This window comes from Formosa haliotis (assembly GCF_001685485.1).
GTDB lineage: Bacteria > Bacteroidota > Bacteroidia > Flavobacteriales > Flavobacteriaceae > Formosa > Formosa haliotis.
Window position 1 is genome coordinate 1030303 of sequence record NZ_BDEL01000001.1, and the last position, 21957, is coordinate 1052259.

The 21957-nt window shown below is 35.1% G+C and carries 16 protein-coding genes and 1 pseudogene; 16 read left to right on the forward strand and 1 reads right to left on the reverse strand.

All coding sequences use genetic code 11. The features are described 5' to 3' along the window. Positions 1-79: 79 nt before the first annotated feature. A complete protein-coding gene (locus A9D35_RS04335) occupies positions 80-1201 on the reverse strand; it encodes a TlpA disulfide reductase family protein (RefSeq protein WP_066219514.1) in 1122 nt (373 codons plus the stop codon). A gap of 115 nt (positions 1202-1316) precedes the next feature. Here A9D35_RS04335 and mnmE point away from each other — a divergent pair, with 115 nt between their 5' ends. The 16 genes and pseudogenes from mnmE to A9D35_RS04420 all read left to right on the forward strand — a co-directional run bounded on the left by mnmE (position 1317) and on the right by A9D35_RS04420 (position 21823). Beyond that, a complete protein-coding gene (gene mnmE / locus A9D35_RS04340) occupies positions 1317-2711 on the forward strand; it encodes a tRNA uridine-5-carboxymethylaminomethyl(34) synthesis GTPase MnmE (RefSeq protein WP_066219517.1) in 1395 nt (464 codons plus the stop codon). Between the two features lie 185 nt (positions 2712-2896). After that, a complete protein-coding gene (locus tag A9D35_RS04345; RefSeq protein WP_066219519.1) occupies positions 2897-3991 on the forward strand; it encodes a site-specific integrase in 1095 nt (364 codons plus the stop codon). Beyond that, positions 3988-5004, forward strand: coding sequence for a hypothetical protein (locus A9D35_RS04350; RefSeq protein ID WP_066219522.1), 1017 nt, complete (start codon positions 3988-3990; stop codon positions 5002-5004). Before A9D35_RS04345 ends, A9D35_RS04350 begins: the two co-directional genes overlap by 4 nt. A gap of 231 nt (positions 5005-5235) precedes the next feature. After that, the gene (locus tag A9D35_RS04355; protein WP_066219525.1) at positions 5236-5535 is read left to right on the forward strand and encodes a helix-turn-helix domain-containing protein; all 300 of its coding nucleotides are present in this window, start codon (positions 5236-5238) and stop codon (positions 5533-5535) included. Next, positions 5532-5828, forward strand: a complete 297-nt coding sequence (locus A9D35_RS04360; protein WP_066219527.1) for a helix-turn-helix domain-containing protein — start codon at positions 5532-5534, stop codon at positions 5826-5828. The genes A9D35_RS04355 and A9D35_RS04360 overlap by 4 nt, the downstream gene beginning before the upstream one ends. Beyond that, positions 5815-6735, forward strand: a complete 921-nt coding sequence (locus A9D35_RS18305) for a BT4734/BF3469 family protein (protein ID WP_083191604.1) — start codon at positions 5815-5817, stop codon at positions 6733-6735. Before A9D35_RS04360 ends, A9D35_RS18305 begins: the two co-directional genes overlap by 14 nt. Next, positions 6736-8553, forward strand: coding sequence for a DUF3987 domain-containing protein (locus A9D35_RS04370; RefSeq protein ID WP_218017721.1), 1818 nt, complete (start codon positions 6736-6738; stop codon positions 8551-8553). Between the two features lie 98 nt (positions 8554-8651). After that, on the forward strand, positions 8652-8954 hold the full coding sequence (locus tag A9D35_RS04375) for a helix-turn-helix domain-containing protein (protein ID WP_083191765.1): 303 nt from the start codon (positions 8652-8654) through the stop codon (positions 8952-8954). Between the two features lie 4 nt (positions 8955-8958). Continuing rightward, entirely contained in the window at positions 8959-9903 is a 945-nt protein-coding gene (locus A9D35_RS19395; protein ID WP_066219530.1) for a class I SAM-dependent DNA methyltransferase, read from the forward strand. Between the two features lie 44 nt (positions 9904-9947). Then, positions 9948-11156 (forward strand): annotated as a pseudogene (locus tag A9D35_RS19400) (N-6 DNA methylase); the annotation flags it as partial. A gap of 5 nt (positions 11157-11161) precedes the next feature. After that, entirely contained in the window at positions 11162-12442 is a 1281-nt protein-coding gene (locus A9D35_RS04390; protein ID WP_066219535.1) for a restriction endonuclease subunit S, read from the forward strand. 423 nt (positions 12443-12865) lie between these two features. Further along, positions 12866-13759 carry an Abi family protein gene (locus A9D35_RS04400; RefSeq protein ID WP_066219541.1) on the forward strand — a complete coding sequence of 298 codons (894 nt, stop codon included), beginning with the start codon at positions 12866-12868 and terminating at the stop codon, positions 13757-13759. Positions 13760-13793: 34 nt separating this feature from the next. Further along, positions 13794-16823 (forward strand): type I restriction endonuclease subunit R, encoded by a 3030-nt coding sequence (locus A9D35_RS04405; RefSeq protein WP_066219543.1) that lies wholly within the window; start codon positions 13794-13796, stop codon positions 16821-16823. Further along, on the forward strand, positions 16823-17410 hold the full coding sequence (locus tag A9D35_RS04410) for a M48 family metallopeptidase (RefSeq protein WP_066219546.1): 588 nt from the start codon (positions 16823-16825) through the stop codon (positions 17408-17410). Before A9D35_RS04405 ends, A9D35_RS04410 begins: the two co-directional genes overlap by 1 nt. Before the next feature lie 57 nt (positions 17411-17467). After that, positions 17468-19567 (forward strand): Piwi domain-containing protein, encoded by a 2100-nt coding sequence (locus A9D35_RS04415; RefSeq protein WP_066219549.1) that lies wholly within the window; start codon positions 17468-17470, stop codon positions 19565-19567. 9 nt (positions 19568-19576) lie between these two features. After that, positions 19577-21823: an AAA family ATPase gene (locus tag A9D35_RS04420; protein ID WP_066219552.1), complete on the forward strand. Its 2247-nt coding sequence runs from the start codon at positions 19577-19579 to the stop codon at positions 21821-21823. Positions 21824-21957: the final 134 nt, after the last annotated feature.

The window sequence follows — 21957 nt, forward strand, 5'->3', positions numbered from 1 at the left end:
AAATTTATTCCCTTAAAAACGTAAAAAACCGCTAGCTCAAATTCGAACTAGCGGTTTTTTAATTTCGGTTAAACCTTTCTTAGTTTAACAACTCGGCAATTTTATTTTCTAATTCTTGACCTCTTAAACCAGATGCAACAATTTTACCATTGGCATCAATAATATAAGTTGCAGGGATAGAACGAATGTTAAATTGTTTCGCGATAGGATCGTTAAAATAGTCTAAGTTAGACATGTGGTTCCATGCTAAACCATCTTTTTCGATAGCGGCTAACCACTCGGCTTTAGCATCTTTTTGTCTTGGTGTTCCATCTAAAGACACGCCTAAAATTTCTAATCCTTTGTCGTGATATTGATTGTAAACCTTTACTAAGTTCGGGTTTTCCTTTCTGCAAGGTCCGCACCATGCAGCCCAAAAATCGATAATAGTAACTTTTCCTTTCACTTCGTTAAGAGAGATTGTTTTTCCTTCTGGGTTTGGTGCAGAAAAATCTTCAACAACACTTCCTACAGCTGTAGCAGCTTCAGCTTTTAAAGCATCACCAACCGTTTTTCCAGCTCTTGTGTTTTTTAATCCTTCAGTAAAATTATCGTAAATCGACTTTTTTTGTTCAAAATCAATATTCGGATTTGCTAAATGACGTTCTAAAATTAAAGCAGATACCACAGCATCATTGTTTAATTTCATAAAATCAAGATCATGAGCTAAACTTTCGTCAACCATAGTCTTGTAACGGTTTTGAATATCTACAGCTAATAATGAATCTCTAGATTGTTGAGCCGATCTAAATTCTGCGCTTAATTCTTGGTTCTTCTTTTGCAATTCTTTCATATATTCTTGATAAGAATTAAATGCATCGTTTTCCTTACTTCCTTGAACACGTGTATTAAAAAGACTATCTGTATCTATAGAAACGGTCATTTTTTCATTTTCTAAAATCACAGGTACATTCCCACGAACTTCATCAATACTAATAAAATAAATATCTGGAGTAGTTACCGCCCCTTCTAAAAGTGCTTTACCATTGGTAACAGTTGCAGAATCAATTACCACTTGTTTTTGGCCATCGGCTTTAAATAATTTTATCGATTTACCATTTACAGCATCGTTAAATGATGCGTCTATTGAAAATCCATCTTTTTCTTTAGCACAAGAAAATGCTAAACCTACTAAACAAAGTAGTGCAATCTTTTTAAACATATTACGTTGATTTTATTATTTGGCACAAATATAACAGAATAAATACTGAATTTTAGTTAAGATTTTGATAAGTCTATAGTTAAAAGAGTTTCTGGATTATGCTTACTTTTGCCACATGAATTATAACGACACCATTATTGCCTTGGCAACGCCTTCTGGGGCTGGAGCTATTGCCATCATCAGACTTTCGGGAAAACAAGCTATTGCTTTAGCTAGCGATAGTTTTAAATCGGTTAGCGGTAAAATTTTAGAGCAGCAGCCTACGCATACTATTCATTTAGGCCATATAGTTGATGATTCTCGTGTAATTGACGAGGTGTTGGTGTCTATTTTTAAAGATCCGAAATCGTATACAGGCGAAGATGTAATCGAGATATCGTGTCATGGTTCGCAATACATTCAACAAGAAATTATTCAATTATTTCTTCGGAAAGGTTGCCGCATGGCAGATGCAGGTGAATTTACTTTACGTGCTTTTTTAAACGGAAAATTAGATTTAAGTCAGGCTGAAGCTGTAGCCGATTTAATTGCAAGTGATAATGCAGCGAGTCATCAAATTGCGATGCAACAAATGCGTGGCGGATTCTCTTCAGAAATTGCTAAACTACGCGAAGAACTCTTAAATTTCGCGTCTTTAATCGAGTTAGAATTAGACTTTGCAGAAGAAGATGTTGCCTTTGCAGATCGCACACAATTTAGAGCTCTCATAAAACGAATTACGTTTGTTTTAAAACGATTAATCGATTCGTTTGCTGTTGGTAACGTGATTAAAAACGGAATTCCGGTAGCCATAGTTGGTGAACCAAATGTGGGAAAATCTACCTTATTAAACGCCCTTTTAAACGAAGAACGCGCCATAGTTAGTGATATTGCAGGAACCACCAGAGATACCATTGAAGACGAATTGAGTATTGGAGGTATAGGCTTTCGCTTTATAGATACAGCTGGAATACGAGAAACTAGCGATGTGGTAGAAGGTCTTGGTATTAAAAAAACGTTTGAGAAAATAGAACAATCGCAGGTGGTTGTATTTCTTTTTGACGGTACTACTTTAGAAACAGAAACGGCTATTGCCGGTTGTAAGATAGAAATTGAAAAAGTAAAAAATAAATACCCTTTAAAACCCATGGTTATTATCGTGAATAAAGTCGATCAGCTTTCAAATGAGGCCATCGCTTTATTACAATCGACCATTCCCGAAGTACATTTACTATCTGCTAAAACTGGTTTAGGTGTCGAAGAACTAAAAACTAAATTATTAGACTTTGTAAATACTGGTGCTTTACGAAATAATGAAACCATTGTAACTAACACCCGCCACTACGACGCCTTATTAAAAGCGTTTGAAGAAATCCAGAAAGTACAACATGGTTTAGACACCGATTTATCGAGCGATTTAATGGCGATAGATATTCGCGAGGCCTTGTATCATTTTGGAGTTATTACGGGTCAAGTGACAAATGATGAGCTTTTAGGAAATATTTTTGCTAACTTTTGTATCGGGAAGTAATTACACTTCCTTTGATTGGTTAAACCCTTCTTTTATTGGTGTTTACGAAGATTTAACTATTTTTCTTTGTTGCTAATTTGCCCTTTTTTACGTATCTTTCGTTTCTAATTTGTTGTTATAGAAACAAATTTTGTTGCTAACAACAAGTTTGCTGTTACAGAAACAACTGCAAATTTTTTTGAGATATGAAGGTTACACTAAGAAAACGCAATCAAGGTGGTAAGACCAGTTTATACTTGGACTACTACCATAAAGGCAAACGTAAAACAGAGTATTTAAAACTCTATTTAGACCCTAATGCCAAAACCAAGGATGAAAAGGAAGTCAATAAAAAAACGCTTCAATTAGCTGGGACAATTCGGGCACAGCGACAAATCGAAATCCAAAACGGTGTTTATGGCTTCCGTGATAATGAGAAATTAAAAGCCAGTTTTACCAACTACGTTCAGCTTCTTACCGATAAGCGAAAAGACAGTTCAGGTAATTACGGTAATTGGGATAGTATGCTAAAGCATTTACAATCCTATATTCCTATGGACATCACTTTTGCGGAAGTTGACAGAAAGTTTGTCCAGGGCTTTAAAGAATATCTTGATAAAGATGCCAAAACAAAGAGTAACCAGAACTTATCTCAAAATTCAAAGTATTCCTATTTCAACAAATTAAGAGCTGCATTAAAACAAGCTGTTAAAGATGGTATCATTCCAACCAATCCTTCTGAAGGTGTAGATGCCTTCAAACAAGGAGAACCTCAGCGAGAGTTTTTAACTCTTGAAGAATTACAAGCTGCGGTACAAGCGGAATGTGAAATTCCACTAATGAAAACAGCATTCATATTTTCTTGTCTTACCGGATTGCGTTGGTCAGATGTAAATAAGTTACTTTGGTCAGAAGTTCAACATTCAAATGAAATGGGCTACTACATCCGTTTCAGACAAAAGAAAACTAAAGGAGCGGAAACCCTTCCTATTTCAGAACAAGCCTTCGGCTTGCTCGGTGAACGTCAGGATAAGGACGAAAGAGTATTTAAAGGATTGCGTTATTCAGCTTGGCACAACTTAAAGTTGCAGCAATGGATGATGAGAGCAGGAATTTCTAAAACCATAACCTTCCATTGTGCGAGACACACCTACGCTACATTACAGCTTTCCGCAGGAACAGACATCTATACGGTTTCAAAATTACTTGGTCATAGAGAATTGAAAACCACTCAGATTTATGCTAAGGTAATCGACCAACAAAAGAAAGAAGCCGCTAACAGAATTAAACTGGATTTATGAGTAAGCAAAATAACACCTTAGATAAAATCCTTGATTATGAGTTAAGACCTTGGCTTGCTCAAAATAGTATGGATGATGTATTTGCTTCAAAATTTAGAGGTTTAAAAGAATACACACCTCAACAACCTTTACAGTTTGAAATCGAATTTTACAGACCATTTGACAATAAAACAAAATACTATTCAAGGCTTATTCTAAATACGGTTAAATCTGATTTTGATACTTTGTATCAAACCATTGATGAAGATAGAAACGAGAACCTAATCCGTTACTATCTTAATGACACACTCAATAAGCGATTAAAAACACGGTTGAAAGACCTTGGTAATCTTCTAAAGGAAAAGGATTTTGCACTTGCATACGCTAATCCTAAAAACACTTCTCACCAATTAGACTTGGCACATAAAGCCAACACCTATATAATGCAGCTACTCAAACTTGCTTATATGCAATTGTACTTGGAGGTTCAGGAGGCTTTCAAAGATTGGGTAGATGATGAATTTATTGTGGAGGACTTTTATACTCAACTATTAAACGAGCCAATTCCCGAAAAACTACCTATCAGAAAACTACAAGTTATTGAGGTTGCTCCAGAACCAGTCAATAAACCTAAGTCAAAGAAAACATCAAAACCCATTCAGTTCCATTCATTCTTTTATAATGAGTATAATACCAATCCTGATAAGCTTGTAGATTTATGGGATAGTTTAAAGCTTAACAATTTTATTAGTGCTGATACTCCATTGGCAACTTTTAAAAAAGTATTCTCAGGAACTGAAATCAATACACCTGTTACTTGGACTGGAAATATTAGCGAGCTTTTTTACTTCGTAAAACGCATTCACAAAGATTTAAAATTGGTATCTGACTTAAAACAAAAGCAATGGCAAGTTACCTGTATTTGCTTTGTAGATGAAAACGGAGAATCGTTTGACCGTTCAAAATTCAGGTCATTAAAACGCCCAAATCTTACAGGTGATAAAATAGATAATGCCGTAAACCTTTTAAAATAGGTTACTCTGCACTTTACACTTCCTATTCTTTTTCAGTTTTTATTTAGCCCTTATTCTAATCCGATAAGGGTTTTTGCTTTTGTTTTCCCACTCTGCACTCTGCACTCTACACTGCACCTTGTTTCTGCACCCCATAACAGCCTTAAAGTCAATCTACTTTAGCACTGTATTCGGACTTCGAATATGACTTTAGGCCTGAAGTCTTTTACAAATTTTCAAACCCATAATAAGATGGAAGAGATTTTAAAAAGACTTGAAATTATCGAGAAACACGTATTAGACCAAAATCTAATACTAAAGAATGTACTCAACTTCAATGAAGCTTGTCAGTACTTGGAATTATCGCAATCTCACTTGTATAAACTCACAAGTGCGGGAAGCATTCCACATTACAAACCCAACGGTAAGAAACTCTATTTCAACCGTGAGGAATTAGACCAATGGTTATTGCGTAACCGCAATGCCACTACTGATGAAGTCGAACAGCGAGCAGCTGATTATCTAATCAAAAAAGGGAGGGTAAAGCTATGACTGAAATAATCGATTTATTGGTGGCACTCTCTCAGGAAGTTAGAGACCTAAGAACACGTATTGAATTGCTTAATGCAACAAAGGTTGAATACCTAAAAAATGCGTGGGTAGACAATCAGGATGTAATGCAGATGCTACACATTAGTCCACGCACTTTGCAAACATTCCGAACCAACGGCACAATTCCTTACAGTAAAATAAGCGGAAAGTTTTACTACAAGGTAGCTGATATTGAGGAGCTTTTACAGGCTAACTATTACAATCCAAACTTCAAGTGTGATGGATGTAAATAGGGAAGCCATATTAAGCAAAACACATTACGGCCTAAATATTTATGCCTATGTGTTAAGACAGTACTATCCGGGCGAAACAGTTCTTTCCCTTTCGGGAAGGGACTGTAACCCCACTAAAAACCCATTTAATGCAGGCAAGCCTACATTATGGGTTAAGGTAGTAGATAATTGTGCGGTGCATACCGATAGCGAAGAAGCTATTGCAGACGGCAATGTATTTGATTTTGCAGCACTTCATTTTAAGCTTTCTGGTCAGGAATTACTGGATAAGCTAAATGAAGAATTGCATTTGCGTATTGGTCAGAAAAACGGTTTTTACAATCAGGAGGAAGTAATATTTACAGAACCTGAACCCGAAATTATAAAACCAAAACCACCAGTATTCAGCTATTACAAAAAGCCTGTCACCAATGTAACACCTACAAAAGAGATAAGCTTGATAGAGGTTTACAACCTCATCCAAGGCAATGAATTTGCTACGTGTACAAGTACACTACGCAATATTCAAGATGTAAAGAAAGCCCGAAAATATAAGGCGTTTAATTTCGATTATGTCACCTTCTCAGGTGCATTTTCAAAACGAAATGATAAACACCTCAAAAAGCATTCAGGACTTCTAACGATTGACTTTGACCATATCAGTAATATTTCCACACTAAGAGAAGAACTACTCAAAGATGAATACTTTGAAACAGAACTTCTTTTTACATCGCCTTCGGGTGATGGTTTAAAATGGGTTATTCCTATTGAATTAACCAAAGTCAAACATCAAGATTATTTCAAGGCGGTTGCCAATTACATCCAGCACACATACAGCTTGGAAGTAGATGGTTCAGGTAAAGACATTTCAAGAGCCTGTTTTTTACCTCACGACCCCAATGTATTTATCAATCCAAAATATTTATAGATGATGGAAAAGAAAACATTTAATCCGTTGGAATGGATGGATAATTCAAACCAACAACAGCAACATACAGAACAGAACTACCAAACAGTTACAGACGATAATTCAGAAGTTGAAAAAGTCATTCAGAATATAGAAGCTAATCATATTGATATTGCTCCAAATTACAACGATTGGATAAATATCGGTTTCGCTTTTGCTGATGAATTTGGAGAGTCTGGAAGAAGCCTATTCCATAGAGTAAGCCAATATTATTCAGGTTACAACACTAAAGAATGTGATAAGCAATTTGATAATTGCCTAAAGTCAAAAGGTCAAGGTGTTTCATTGAAAACCTTTTTCTTTCTTGCCAAACAAGCAGGCGTTTCTATTTTAACACAATCCAATGAACAGTATAACGCTAAAAGTAGTAATCACAAATCAACAAAGGCTACACCAGTACAAGAATACCAGGAAGAAGAACCGATTAAGGAAATAATGCCAACATTCCCTAAATCCTTATATCCTGAGCTTCCCGAATACTTACAACAAGTGGTTGATGTAGCTACATCAGATGAAGAAAGAGATATTTTGCTCTTAGGGTCATTAGCGGCTATTAGTGCGTGTTTCCCAAAACTCTACGGTATTTATGACGGTAAGAAAGTATTCTGTAATCTATTTCTATTTATTACGGCACAAGCATCCGCAGGAAAAGGACGTTTGGTGCATTGTCGTCAATTAGTAAATCCTATTCACAAGGAATTACGAGAAGAAGCCAAATTGCATAAGCAACATTTTGAGTTGGAAATGGCGGAGTACAACGCCAATAAAGGCAAAGTTGAAGGGGTTGAAAAACCAGCCAAACCACCTGAAAAAATGCTCTTTATTCCTGCAAACAATAGTTCAACAGGTGCATACCAATTATTGGGTGATAGTGATGGTAAAGGGCTAATTTTTGAAACCGAAGGAGATACTTTGGCACACGCCTTTAAAAGTGATTACGGAAATTATAGTGATGGTTTCAGAAAAGCATTCCACCACGAAACCATTTCCTATTACCGTAGAACCGACCGTGAGTTTGTAGATATTGAAAGTCCTTGTCTATCGACCGTCCTTTCAGGTACGCCAAAACAAGTTTCGGCTTTAATACCAAGTGCAGAAAACGGCTTATTCAGCCGCTTTATTTTCTACTTTATGAATGTAAAGCCTGTTTGGAAAAACGTATTTGCAAGCACTACTGATAACGGATTGGATGATTACTTTGAGAATTTAGGCAACCAGTTCTACGAACTGTATAAGTTGCTCAAAACTAATGGCGATTTTCAGTTTTACTTAACCGCAGACCAACAAGAGCAATTCAATCAGTTTTTTAGCGAGATACAAGTAAAATACCTCAATCTTCAAGGGATGGACTATATGGCTACCATTAGAAGATTAGGGCTAATTGCATTCCGTTTCTGTATGCTCTTTTCAGCGTTAAGGATATTGGAAACAGGAGACACCTCTAATAAACTCATTTGTGAGGAAAGGGATTTTCAAACCGCATTGGCTATGATTAAAGTATTGGTAAAACATTCCAGTAAAGTATTTGGTGAGCTTCCACAAGAAGAAGCCAAACCTACCCGAATGAACCGTAAAGAGAAATTCCTATACGCTTTACCACGAAACTTTAACCGTCAGAAGTATTTAGAAGTGGCTAAAAAACTAAACATTCCTGCAAAAACAGCCGAAGGCTATATCACTGGTTTTATAAAGTCCAACCTCATTCACCGTGAGCAACAGGACACCTATACAAACCTCTCTATTGAGGAAATTAAGGATGTTGAGGAAATTAAGGATTAATTATCCTTAGTTTCCCCGGTTTCCTCAACTTCCTGAAATGCTATTTTCATATTAAATTTATTTCATTATATTTGTTTGACAAACTTGTCCAAAATATTATGTCAGACAATTGGAGTAAAAAATTAGGAGCAATTATTAAGGAGTACAGGGAGGCTAATAATTTACCACTTAGAAAGATTGCGGCTAACTTAGATTTAGACCAGTCCACCCTTAGTAAGATTGAGAAAGGAGACCGTAAAGGCAATATCGAAATGATACCTACCGTAGCTAATCTGTTTAATTTGGATTACGAAGGCTTACAGGTCGATATTTTGAGTGATAAATTAATCGAAGAGAATCAGGAATACCCGCTCTTCAAAGAGGCTTTGGAAGAAGCACTTAACAAGTTAAACCGTAAATAATTAAATGATAACAAAACAGCAATTAGGTAATTTTTTATGGGGAATGGCAGACATTCTCTATGGTAAAGTAGAAGATTACAAATCATATATTCTAACCTTATTATTCTACAAACGTCTTTCCGATAACTATCCGTGGGAAGAAAAACAAAAGGTTCAGGAGCTCGAATCGGAATATGGTACAGAGCTTAATGCAAAACAAAAAGAAAAGGCATTAAAAAATGCCCATTTATTTTATATCCCTGAAGGTCACTTTTGGAAAGATGTAGCAGATGCTCCTTTAGATGATAAAAACGAAAAACTGGATAATGCGGTTAAAGCCATTGCAGATGCCAACCCTAAACTAAAAGGAATTATCAATACCGTAAATTGGAATGCAGCAGCTCCCGATGGTTCTGGTGGAAAAAGATTAGATCCTAAAATTTTACAGGAATTAATCAACCATTTAGACCCTATGGATCTTTCTAATGCCAATGTGCCTTTAGATATTTTAGGTCATGCCTACGAATATCTTATCAAGCGTTTTGCCGATGAAAACAAAGGCGGTACAGTAGCGGGGCAATTTTATACCCCACCAGAAGTGGTAGAATTAATGGTGCGTTACATTTCTCCTAATAATGGGATGCGTGTATATGACCCAACCTGCGGTTCGGGAGGTTTCTTAATCAAAGCTGCCGATTACGTTAGGGAAAGTCAAGGCGAATTAAAAGGCTTACGCCTGTATGGTCAGGAAACCATTTGGAACACCTGGGCAATTGCTACCATGAACTTACTTTTACACGGTTTAGAGGGCGAAATCCGTCAGGGTGATACCATCCAAAACCCTAAGTTTAAAAAGAATGACAGCGAAATTGAAACCTTCGATGTTGTTTTGGCTAATTTCCCATTCTCTGTAGAAAACTGGGCAGGTAATGGTACGCCTAAAAAAGATAAAAAGGAAAGGCTGTTTTAAATAAAGATGGGTCTCCTAAATACGATTACCCGTCTAAAGACACCTATGCAGACCCTTACAATCGTTTATTGTTTGGTACACCAAACTTTACCAATGGCGATTTCGCTTTCCTACAACACATCATTGCTTCTTTAGAGCCTGATGGTATGGCAGGCGTGGTTTGTCCTAATGGTGTATTATTTAAAGGACAACCTGAAAAAACTGAAGAAGAAGATGGTCAAAACCGTAAGGCAGATGACGACTACCTAATCCGTAGAGGTTTTATTGAAGGTATAGGAGAGGAAAACAAAAACATCATCGATGCTATTGTAGCCTTACCTGAAAATGTATTCTATGGCAATACTATTCCAGGGGCGATTATCTTTTTTAACAAAAACAAGCCTGTAGAGCGTAAAGACAAAATCCTTATGGTTTGGGGTGCTAAAGAAGGTTGGTACAAATCAGAGCCCGACCAGAACGTGCTACGTCCGCAAGACGTCATGCGTCTTTTGGTACAGTTACTTAGTTATGGTGATATAGAACGTGCCAAGGCTATTATCCCTTCTCAAGAGCAGCGTTTATTCGCTTTGGTAGATGATAATCTTGATTTCAAACTTTTAGAAATCAACGAAAAGTACATCGATGAGGAAACCGAATTGTCAGGTCTGGAATCTGAACTTTTACAAACCAAAAGCTATCTGGAAGCTAACAATGCCAACGTAGAACTTACCTTAAAAGACGGTACGATACTAAATGCCAACATTCACAAAGGGAAGTTGGAGCTAAGTTTAAAAGACCAACGCAAAACAAGTATTCCGGTAAACGAAAAAGGCGAAATAGAAATTCTGTTTGGTGCAGAGCAAATTATTAAAACCAAACTTAAAGCGGGGAACAAAGCTGCTTTTACTAAAGCCAATATTACCAAGATAGAAAACCGTATAGAAAAGCTTCAAGGTATCATTGACCAAAAAGACAATGACATTGCCGAAGCTAAAGCAGATGCAGAACGCGAAAAAGTAGCCATACAGGTGGTGAGCCAGGAAATGTTAGGGGTATTTGCCGACCCTGTACTGCGCAGAAAATACTTTGCTTTGGTAGATATGGAAGAGTTAATTGAAAACGAGTTCAACCTAAACCTACCGCGATATATCGATACCGTAGAGCCTGAACCTGAAATTCCTATTGCCGAAGCCAAAAAAGAGCTTAATACGGCTTTAGATGCCGAAAAGCAAGCAGAAGCTGAATTAAACCAATTACTTGAAATCTTGAATTAATACCAATGGAAATAAAAATAACCAAATACGGAGATTTTCCATTGGACTGGAATGAATTTCGTTTGAAGGATATTGGAAATATTATAACAGGAAAAACTCCTCCAACGGATAATGAAAAGAATTTTGGAAGTGATTATATGTTTGTAACTCCAGAAGATTTAGATCAAGGAAAGTACATTCTAAAAACTTCAAGAGGTTTATCAAAGCAAGGTTCTGCTCACTCAAATACTATTAAAGAAAATTCAATATGTGTAGCGTGTATTGGATATATTGGCAAAATTGGAATTGTAAAAGAAAAGTCTTTTACTAATCAGCAAATTAATAGCATTGAAGTATTTGATGATTTTGATTTAGATTATGTTTATTATTTAGTGGAGTATAGCGCAAAAAGAATTGAATCTATTGCAGGAATTACGGCTGTACCTCAAATAAATAAGTCAACATTTGGTAAGTTTAAATTTTGTTTGCCCTCGCCAACAGAACAAACCCAAATTGCTAATGCGCTTTCCACAGTAGACAAAACCATACAAGCCACCAAAAACAGCATTGCCAAATTAGAGAAGTTAAAAACCTCACTAATGCAAAACCTGCTTACCGGTAAAATGAAACCCGATGGTTCTTGGCGTACAGAAGATGAGTTTTACCTCGATGAAAAGTTTGGGAAAGTGCCTAAGGGATGGATAGTATCAAATATAGGTTCATTTGGTCAAGTAAAAACTGGTAAAACACCTCCCACGGTAGATGAAAAAAATTTTTCAATTAGTAAAGATATTCCATTTGTTACTCCTGGGGATGTTGATAATTCTGTTTACATATTAGATACTGAAAGGTATGTTACTAAGCAAGGTCTTAAATTTTCCAATTCAATTCCCAAAGATTCAGTTTGCTTCATTTCAATTGGTTCAACCATTGGAAAAATAGCTATTACAACAGAATTGTGTTGTAGTAATCAACAAATCAATTCAATAATACCAGACAAAGACAATTATTTTTTATTCGTTTATTATCAAACTATGTTTAATAGTCCTAGAATTAAATCAATTGCAGGAGTAACAGCTACGCCTCAAATTAATAAGTCTGATTTATCAAAATTTAAACTAATCAAGCCAAATAGTTTTAATGAACAAAAATTAATCGGGGAAAATTTAATTACAATAGATGATTGTATTGTTAAAAAACAAGTATCAATTAAACATTTTGAATCTTTGAAAAAGTCACTTATGCAAAACCTACTGACTGGTAAAGTAAGAATCCATCCTCAAGAAAAAATTAAAGGATTAGATTAATTCAGTATGGCTAATAAGAATTAAAACAATTTAGGACATGAGCAGAACCTGCAACTTACGAAAGAACAAATCAATAATGAGCATAACCAAAAGTTTTGGGTATTCTGGTTTTATGCATTTTTTTATGGCATTTAAAAACGTATTAAATGTTCATTTTCAGGAAGTTATAAATGTTGTTTATATCTTAAAATTGTTAATAAGTAACGGTAATTTGTTAAAAAACTTTGTATTGTGGTTTAAATGTTTGTACATTTGCAGTAACAGTACCCATTCTGCTTCCCGTAAGAACAGCAAGTGGGTCTTCTTTTTTTTAGGGCAATCCCTAACATACAGTACACCTCCTTCGCTTGGCTACCAGGCACGTTCGGGAGGTTTTTTCTTTTTTACTAAGCCGTATGCATTAATCCCTAACACTGCGTATTAATGGCAAAACCGGCTAAAACCATACAAGAGCAAATACAACTCCTCCAAGACAGAGGAATGCTGTTTCATAACGTGGCAGATGCCCCTCACTTTTTAGGTAATATAAGCTATTACCGCCTTAAAGGCTATTGGTGGGAAATGCAGTCCGATAAGGTCAATCATAAGTTCCATCCCAACAATTATTTCGAAGATATTATAGACCTCTATAATTTCGATAGGCACTTCCGTCTTATTGTGTTCAATGCCATAGAGCGTATAGAAATAGCCTTACGTACAAAGCTAATCTACCATATGTCTTTAGCCTATGGTCCGCATTGGCATAATGAAACCCAATATTTTGAGAAGTATAAAAATCATTTAGGGTTTAAGAGTAAATTAACCAGAGACCTTGCTAATAGCAGTGAAGAGTTCATTATTAAGCATTACGACAATCACGTTACAGAAAATCCAGAATCTTGGAAGGCTTTAGAAATTCTAACTTTAGGTTCACTTTCTAAACTATATCAGAACTTAAATCACCAACTACCCGAAAAGGCTAAAATCGCTACAGAATTTGGTCTAAATAATCAAAAGTATTTAGCCAGTTGGTTGTTAAGTACTACGTATATAAGAAACATAATTGCGCATCACGGTCGATTATGGAATCGGGTAATCATCAATAAATACGATTGGCCTAAAAGTACTAAAGATCCGCTTTTAAGCTATACACCTAACCAATACCAAAGAAGAAAAATATTTCCACTGGTATCAGCTATTCTATATATGAATAACAGAATTAGTCCAGGGCATCATATAAAAGATGAGCTGTTAGACTTGTTTCAACAATTCCCTAACACACCTTTGTATAAAATGGGCTTCCCTAAAAATTGGCAAAACGAACCACTATGGAAATAATAAGAACAATTAATAAACGAATACTATAAAGAATATGGCAGGCTTTTCAGAAATACCAGCAGTTGAGGTCCCAATGTCTAAATGGATAAGCGATTTAGGTTGGACATATAGAGACAACGATTTTTTAAAACGTTACAAACGTCCTTTGGCAAACCCCATTATCGATGAGATTTTAATTGATAAGATTGCCCAGATCAACAGCATTTCTAAAGCAGATGCTGCAAGAGTATTGCCTATTCTTACGCAACATTTCAACAATCCCAATGCCTTAGAAGCTAACGAGCTGTTTTTAGAACGTCTGGTAAAAGGGGTAAATGTTAGAATTGGAGAAGAAGATAAAACCATTCGTATTATCGATTTTAAAAAGCCCTGGAACAACGATTTTATAGTAACACGCCAATATTGGGTACAAGGGTTTGAGCTGGTTAAACCCGATATCGCTTTATTGATAAATGGTATTCCTATCATTTGCGTAGAAGCCAAACAAAGAGCCAAATCCAATTCTAATTATTTTAAAGGTATTCAAGATTTAAGCCTGTACGAAAGTAAAGTGCCTAAACTCTTTATTTCAAACTTTTTTGGTATTGCTGCCAATGGGAAGTTCTCTAAATATGGAGTATTGGGAGCTTCGGCATCCTACTTTTTTGAATGGAAAGATTTAAGTGTAGAATCACCTGAAAATAACCCGGCCATAAAAAATAAGGTCATTACAACGGTACAGAATGCCGATACGGGTTTGTTGGATATGGACATTCCTGCTTACGAGCAAATGAGACGTTCGGTATGCAGCTTATTACAACCTGAACGTATTTTGGATATGCTTCAAAACTTTATGGTATTTGAGCGTTCTCCAGAATCAGGCTTAGTTAAAAAAATAGCACGTTACCAACAGTACAGAGCAGCAAATAAAATTGTACGTAGAGCTGAAAAAGGAGATTTTAAACAAGGTGTGATTTGGCATACACAAGGTTCTGGTAAATCATTAACCATTCTCTTTACATCCTATAAATTACGCCACCATAAAAACTTAGGAGATCCGGTTGTTTACATCATTGTAGATAGAAAAGACCTTAGGGAGCAAATTGGTGACACTTTCGAAGAATCCGACTTTCCAAATACCTTTAAGCCCATAAATGCAGGGCAATTAAAACATAAAATAAAGTCTCAGACCAGTGAAGTAATTATCACTAACATCCAAAAGTTCCGCGAACTGGATGGCGTTACTGACCCACGTGAAAATGTATTTGTCCTAATTGACGAAGCACACCGTACACAATATGGTGATTTTCATTCCGAGCTTAAGGCAGCGCTTCCTAATGCAGGTCGCTACGCGTTTACAGGAACACCAATTCCAAAAACGATAAAGGAATTTGGTAAAATAAGTACTACCGAAGTAGAAAAATATTTAGACCGATATAGCATTCAAGATGCTATTGATGATGGAGCGACAAGAGAAATCATTTACACCTATGGTCCTACAGAATTACAAGTAGATAAAGACACTCTGAAAAAAGGTTGGGATGAACTCACAGAAAGCTTAGAAGATGATGAGAAGCAAGAGGTACAACGCAGAGTAAGACCTTGGAAAACAATTATAAAGAAACCCGAACGTATAGCTGAAATAGCCAAAGATATTACCAAAGATTTCAGAGAAAAGGTTGAGCCTAATGGGTTTAAAGCTCAGTTGGTTGGTATAGATAAAGAGGCTTGTGTTTTGTACTACAACGAACTGCTAAAGAATGGTTTCGACCCTTCTGAAGTTCAAGTTGTGTTTTCAAAAACTGCGAAGGAAAGTGAAGAGCGGTATAAACTTTTTAAAGACCACTATTTAAATGAAGGTGAATTAAAAAAGGTAATTAAGAAATTTAAAAAGCGTATAACTCCTGAAGAATTGCGCAATGGAAATAATCTTAAAATTTTAATTGTTTGCAATATGCTTCTTACGGGCTTCGATGCTCCTATTGAGCAGACAATGTATTTAGATAGTCCTTTAAAGGAACACACCTTATTACAGGCCATCGCACGTACTAATAGACCCTATGACGATAAAGTTTCTGGAGTAAGTAAAAATAATGGACGCATTGTAGATTATATTGGTATAGACCTCAATAAAGCTTTGAGTTACGACCCTACAGATGTTGGAACTTTTAAAGATGAAGAAGCTCTATTCAAAGATTTTCCTAAAGCTATTGATAAAGCAATGGGACACTTCGATGATATAACGCTTCAGGATACCTATGAGTGTTCCATAGCAATTGTTAGAAGGTTATCTGAAATAGACCATACCGAGTTTGAAAAAGAATTTAGAGCAGTTTATCAATTATATGAAGCCATTTCACCAAGTGCGTTATTAGTGCCTTATCGAGATCAATACAGGTGGTTGATTGCTATATATCAAGTTTACTTATCAGAATACAAACGTTTAGATTTTGATGCAGAGTTTTATGCAGCTAAAACAAGACAGTTAGTAAATGAAGCCACTGAAATTTTAGGCTTTAAAGGTCACTTGCCAGAAGTTAAGATTGACAGCAGCTACATTGATGTACTGAATGGCTCTAAACTTAATCCAGATGATAAGGCTGAGAAAATTATACGTGATATCGAAACGGTAATCCGTCAAAGTGAAGTAGCAAACCCTATTTATGTAGACTTCCTTAAACGTTTAGAAGAGATCATTAAACAAAAACAAAACAAGTCTAAAAAGATAGAGGATACTCTTAAAGATTTAGAAAAACTCTTTACTGAAGTAGAAGAAACCGAAAGCTTACCTGAAAAGATGGGCTTTACAGATATGGGTGAGTTCTATTTCTATCAGGAAATGAAAAACAAGTTTGGTGAAAGTCTCGAAGAAGAAACTGCAAAAGCATTAGCGATGAAACTTGGTAATATAATTAGAGAAAAACGCTATGTAGGTTGGGCTGATAGCGAGAGAGAAAAGAAGTCGATCAAGAATCATATTGAATTTTGGCTTTGTTCAGATGAATTTGAATCATTAGAACTATGTGATGACGATGCCTTGGTAGAGCAATTTTTAGAACATATGGTAAACCAGTATAAATTATAATGACCATTCCACAGGGATACATAATTGAAAGAAAACCAGTTCGTCACGCCAGAATTAATGTGAACGAAAAGCAGGAGGTAAAATTAATTATTCCTAATAGTTTTTCTGATGATGAAATTGAAAGGCTAATCGAACAAAAAGCAAATTGGATTAAAGAGAAACTGGCAGTATTTCAGGAAGAAGAAATGTTGTCTATCCACATTCCACCTGCTAATATTTTGTATTTGGGAGAGCCACACCCAAAACCTAAAAACAATTTAGAAAAGTGGTATCGTAAAGAGGCCAAAAATTACCTATCAAAAAGGATAGATTTCTTGGCTAAAAAACACAATTTTAAATTTAACAAACTATTTATTCGAGACTCTTTTAATAAGTGGGGTAATTGTTCAAAAGATAAGAACATTTCATTGAATTGGCGTTTAATTAAAGCTCCGGTTGAGGTAATCGACTACGTTATCTTACACGAGCTTTGTCATACGGTTATTTTGAAACACTCCCACGCATTTTGGCTTAAGCTCTCTACTATAAGTCCAACTTATGATGAACAGGCCAATTGGTTGAAGAAATATGGTAAATCTTTGTTTTAATAAAAATTTCAAGATCATTAATAGATGTAATATGAACCGATAAAACCAACTAAACCAATGCAAAATCACTGTTTCAACATCCTAACCTTTAACCATCCGCAGGAAGAACTAACACTCTACTTTACTAACGTAGAAGATGAATCTCTTACAAGAGTAAATTATAGGATTGTACCTGATGAGGTTATTGAGGAGTTTGGGGAACAGGAGCATTATTACACATCATTCACAAAAGAAGTAGAAGGTTTTTATCTAGTAACCAAAGCGGTAAATCCACGCTATGAGATTAAAGAAGATGAAAACGGAGGAGAACGTTCATACTTTATACATAATTCGGCTTTATCGGTTTCCATATTAAAACGATATTACAATTACTTAATACACGAATATTTCAAAGCTCAGGGCTTTTTGGTCAAACCTAATTTTATCAGCGATACAGAAATTTGGCTACCAAGTAAAAAATCAGATAGAACAGGTCAATTTAATTTATTCGACCGCTATTCACTAAAAGTACAATTCAAGACAGTAACCAAACAACTGGAGTTACTCGTAACCTATGAAGGTATTTCCAAAGTCTATAAACAATCAGTAGAAGTATTACAAGAGTCCGTTTCACCAACAGCGTTTAATTGGGTAATCTTTGATAATGGTCTGTATCGGTTTGATGAATTGCCAAATACAGGTAAAAGAGCTTACGACCAAGTGTTTCCTGTATGGAACTTCAATACGCGTGATGCTTTAGGAGAAACTACAGAAGCACCCGATAAATCCAACAAATACAAAAAGTTCAAAGATGCTATCGACTTATTTTATAATACCTATCTAAATACCGAAGATTTTAAAAAACTTATCCCTATCAATTCCAATGGTTTTATACCAGTAGAGGAAATCAAAATGGGGAGAGTTAAAAGCAATAGCAATCAATTATTGTTTGGAGAAGGTAATACCGACATTGTTCCAATGAACGGTATGAAAAATCACGGCCCTTTTGATTTTAGCGATACTTCCAATATTCATTTCTTTTTCATTTTTCATAAAGATGATTATCAAGTGGCTAAGAAAATGGACGGCTTCTTTAAAGGTACGGAAAGAGGATTTGGTGGCTTATCAAAATTCATTCATACGCCTTATCATACTGAAAAAGGCTTTAGTATAATGTTTGAGGATAAAGAAAATCCTTGGTCTGAAATCTACCATAAGGTAACAGAAAAGTACTTTGAACCCGATATTCAATACATAGCCATTTACATCAGTCCGTTTTCTAAAAACTCACCTGATAAGTCCAGGAGAAAGATTTATTACAGACTTAAAGAGTTGCTACTTAAAAAAGGAATTTCCTCTCAGGTGATAGATGCTGAAAAAGTAATGACCAACGACAAATATTACTTTAGCTTACCCAACATTGCTATAGCCATATTAGCCAAATTAAACGGTATTCCTTGGCGTTTGGATAACACGATAAAGAAAGAATTGGTTATTGGTGTAGGGGCGTTTAAAAACCCTGATTTCGATATTAAATACATAGGAAGTGCATTCAGTTTTTCTAACAACGGAAGATTTAACCGTTTTGAATGTTTCCAACAAGACCAAACAAAAGAATTGGCGGGTTCTATCATAAGAGCCGTTAAAGAATATGCAGCACTAAATCCTGAAATAAAACGCTTGGTAATTCATTTCTACAAGACAATGGGTAGAGCAGAATTAGAACCAATTGAAAATGGTTTGAAACGTTTAGGATTAAGCATTCCGGTATTCATTGTATCTATCAACAAAACAGAAACTTCTGATATTGTTGCGTTCGATTTAAACTGGAAGGACTTAATGCCATTAAGCGGAACATACATCAATATCGGTTACAACAAGTTTCTATTGTTCAACAACACAAGGTACAGCAATAACGGTTTCAATTTTCACGATGGCTACCCATTCCCGATAAAACTAAAAATCTACTGCACTCAAAAAGAATTGGTTGATGATTTTAAAACAGTAAGAGAACTCATAGACCAAGTATATCAATTTAGTAGAATGTATTGGAAATCGGTACGCCAACAGAATTTACCAGTTACCATTAAATACCCTGAAATGGTTGCAGAAATGCTTCCACACTTTGACGGTAACGAAATACCCGAATTTGGAAAAGATAACCTTTGGTTTTTGTAAGACGTAGCTATGGATTTAAAAGTATATAAAATTAACGGAACTAATAATCACCTTGATTATGATAAACTGATAAATAGTTTAGAAACTAAATTAGAGCCTACTTGTCATCAAGCAGAACTTATTGTTTTAAACAGATTTCCAGTTGCAGTTACGGCACAAACATCATTAGATTTTATCATTCTTATTAAAATTCCAGATATTCATAATAACTACTATCGCATAAAAGGAGATGATGGTTGGTTATACTTGAAAAATCAAATAATAGCCGTTTCAGTAATTGATGAGTTTGAAAATAGGGAAATAGATTATCAAGGGAATACTATAGAAATTGAAAACCAATTCTTTTCATTTCAAGAGGATGCCTCAAAGATTAAATGGGGTCTTACAAATTACTTAGCTGATAAGTGTGGCTTAGAAAGAAACTATATTACAATACATCCATTAATATGGATAAAGAATAAAAATTCGATTGTTATTGACAATGATGTTTATGTAGGAAAAGAACTAACCTACGACTCAATTGAAGCTGTAATCAGTAAGAACTACTATTATAAATGGCCAGGATATAGAAATTGGCAAAGCAATGATTATCTTTTTGAATACCATATTAAGCAAATATTTGAGCAAGCTTCAAAAGACAGTAAGGAAGGTTTTATTACTAAAAAGAAAATTGACAGAATACAACGTAAGTTTGGAGTCAAACAGGATGAATCCAACAGTATTATTGGTATTAAATTAGTTGAGGTAAAAGGAAAAGCAGGAACAGGAAAAACATCTGAGTTATTAAAATGGATGCTAAAAAATAGCCTCAAAGGCAGAAAAGGAGTATTTCTTACTTACAACCATTTATTAGTTTTTGATATAACAAGTCAAGTCAAAAGTTTTAGTAATCGCCAGAGTGATGATGTAAAAAAGGCATCAACGACAACATATACAATTCACGGTTATTTCTATAATGTTGCTAAAAAATTAGGAGTTCTTTTGCTAATGACAGAAGCTCGTATTAAAGAACTCACCGCAATATTAGATAATAGATGGATTGAAATAGAATCGTTTTTTAATAGAGAAAGAAAACCAACTGACACAAGTTTATCTTGGCTAAAGATGCGTGTTCAAAATAATTGGCAGGTAAACCAAGGCATTAAGAGAGAAGCAATACTCTTTATACAATATATTGAAAAACTTAGGTATTTACCCAATCAACAAGAAACAGCAAGATTGTTTAAACAATTTAGGGATGACAAAATTGACAAATTAGCTAATCTTGAAAGTTCAAATATATTTCTAAAAGATTATGCCGAAGTGTTAAAACGTATACGTCAAGCCACTTCAGATTTAGATGGGTTTTTAAAAGATTTGGATGTTGAAAGCAAGTATGATTTACTTCATATTACATTGGATTTAAATCCTAAAATTCTGGATAAAGATAGAAGTGGTAAAATAGATTTCGAAAAGTTAAAGACACGCTATAAAAAAAGTATTAGTGGTTTTAGAGCAGGAAGAATTGCATATATTGATGAGGCACAAGATTGTCATCCTTATGAACGTGATATATTTTTCAATTTGTTTGGCAGTAATAATTGTGTAATTGCTAATGGTGATAAAGAACAATTAATTAGATATTCAGAACTTTGCGATTGGCATATTTCTCAAGGTAAAAAAATTGATTATCACATCTATCCAAAACCGAGTAAGTCCTATCGTATGAAGCCTGCCATTGCAGCATTAGCAAATCATATTGCAGAATGGTATAATATAGATTTAAACATAGAGCCTTTAGAGACGGAAGACCACGGCCATATTTATATATCAAATACTAATAATGTTGATGAACAAGTTACTGCATTAGACGAACTGCATAAGATTGGGGAAAGACAAGGTTGTACTTCTTATGAATCACTTTTATTATTAAAGCCAGCTGACACAAGTACAAATAGTAATACAGGAAATGAAGAAATCAGCTTAACATCTTCTGTCAGAGTTAATGAGTATAATAATATTGTTAACGACTCTACGAATAAAAGAGTGAATTGGTCATTAGTATCAAAGGCCAAAGAGAAATTACCTGAAATTTATTTTTGGAACTCAACAGGAAATGTAGATAAACGTGAACTACCAGTTCCAGGTTCTTTATCAGTTCGTTCAATTTATTATGCATCTTGTAGAGGAATTGAAGCTTGGTCTGTTATGTGTTTTGGTTTAGATACTTTTTTGAAAATAAAGCCAATGAAGATGAAGCAGATAATTATTTATTAAATGATTTATTCGACCAAATAACACCTGAACAACGTAGAGAAAAATATGCAGCAACTTGGGTATTGATGGCAATAACAAGATGTATGGAGAATTGTTACATACAATTATTAAATCCTCAATGGACTTGCAACAAA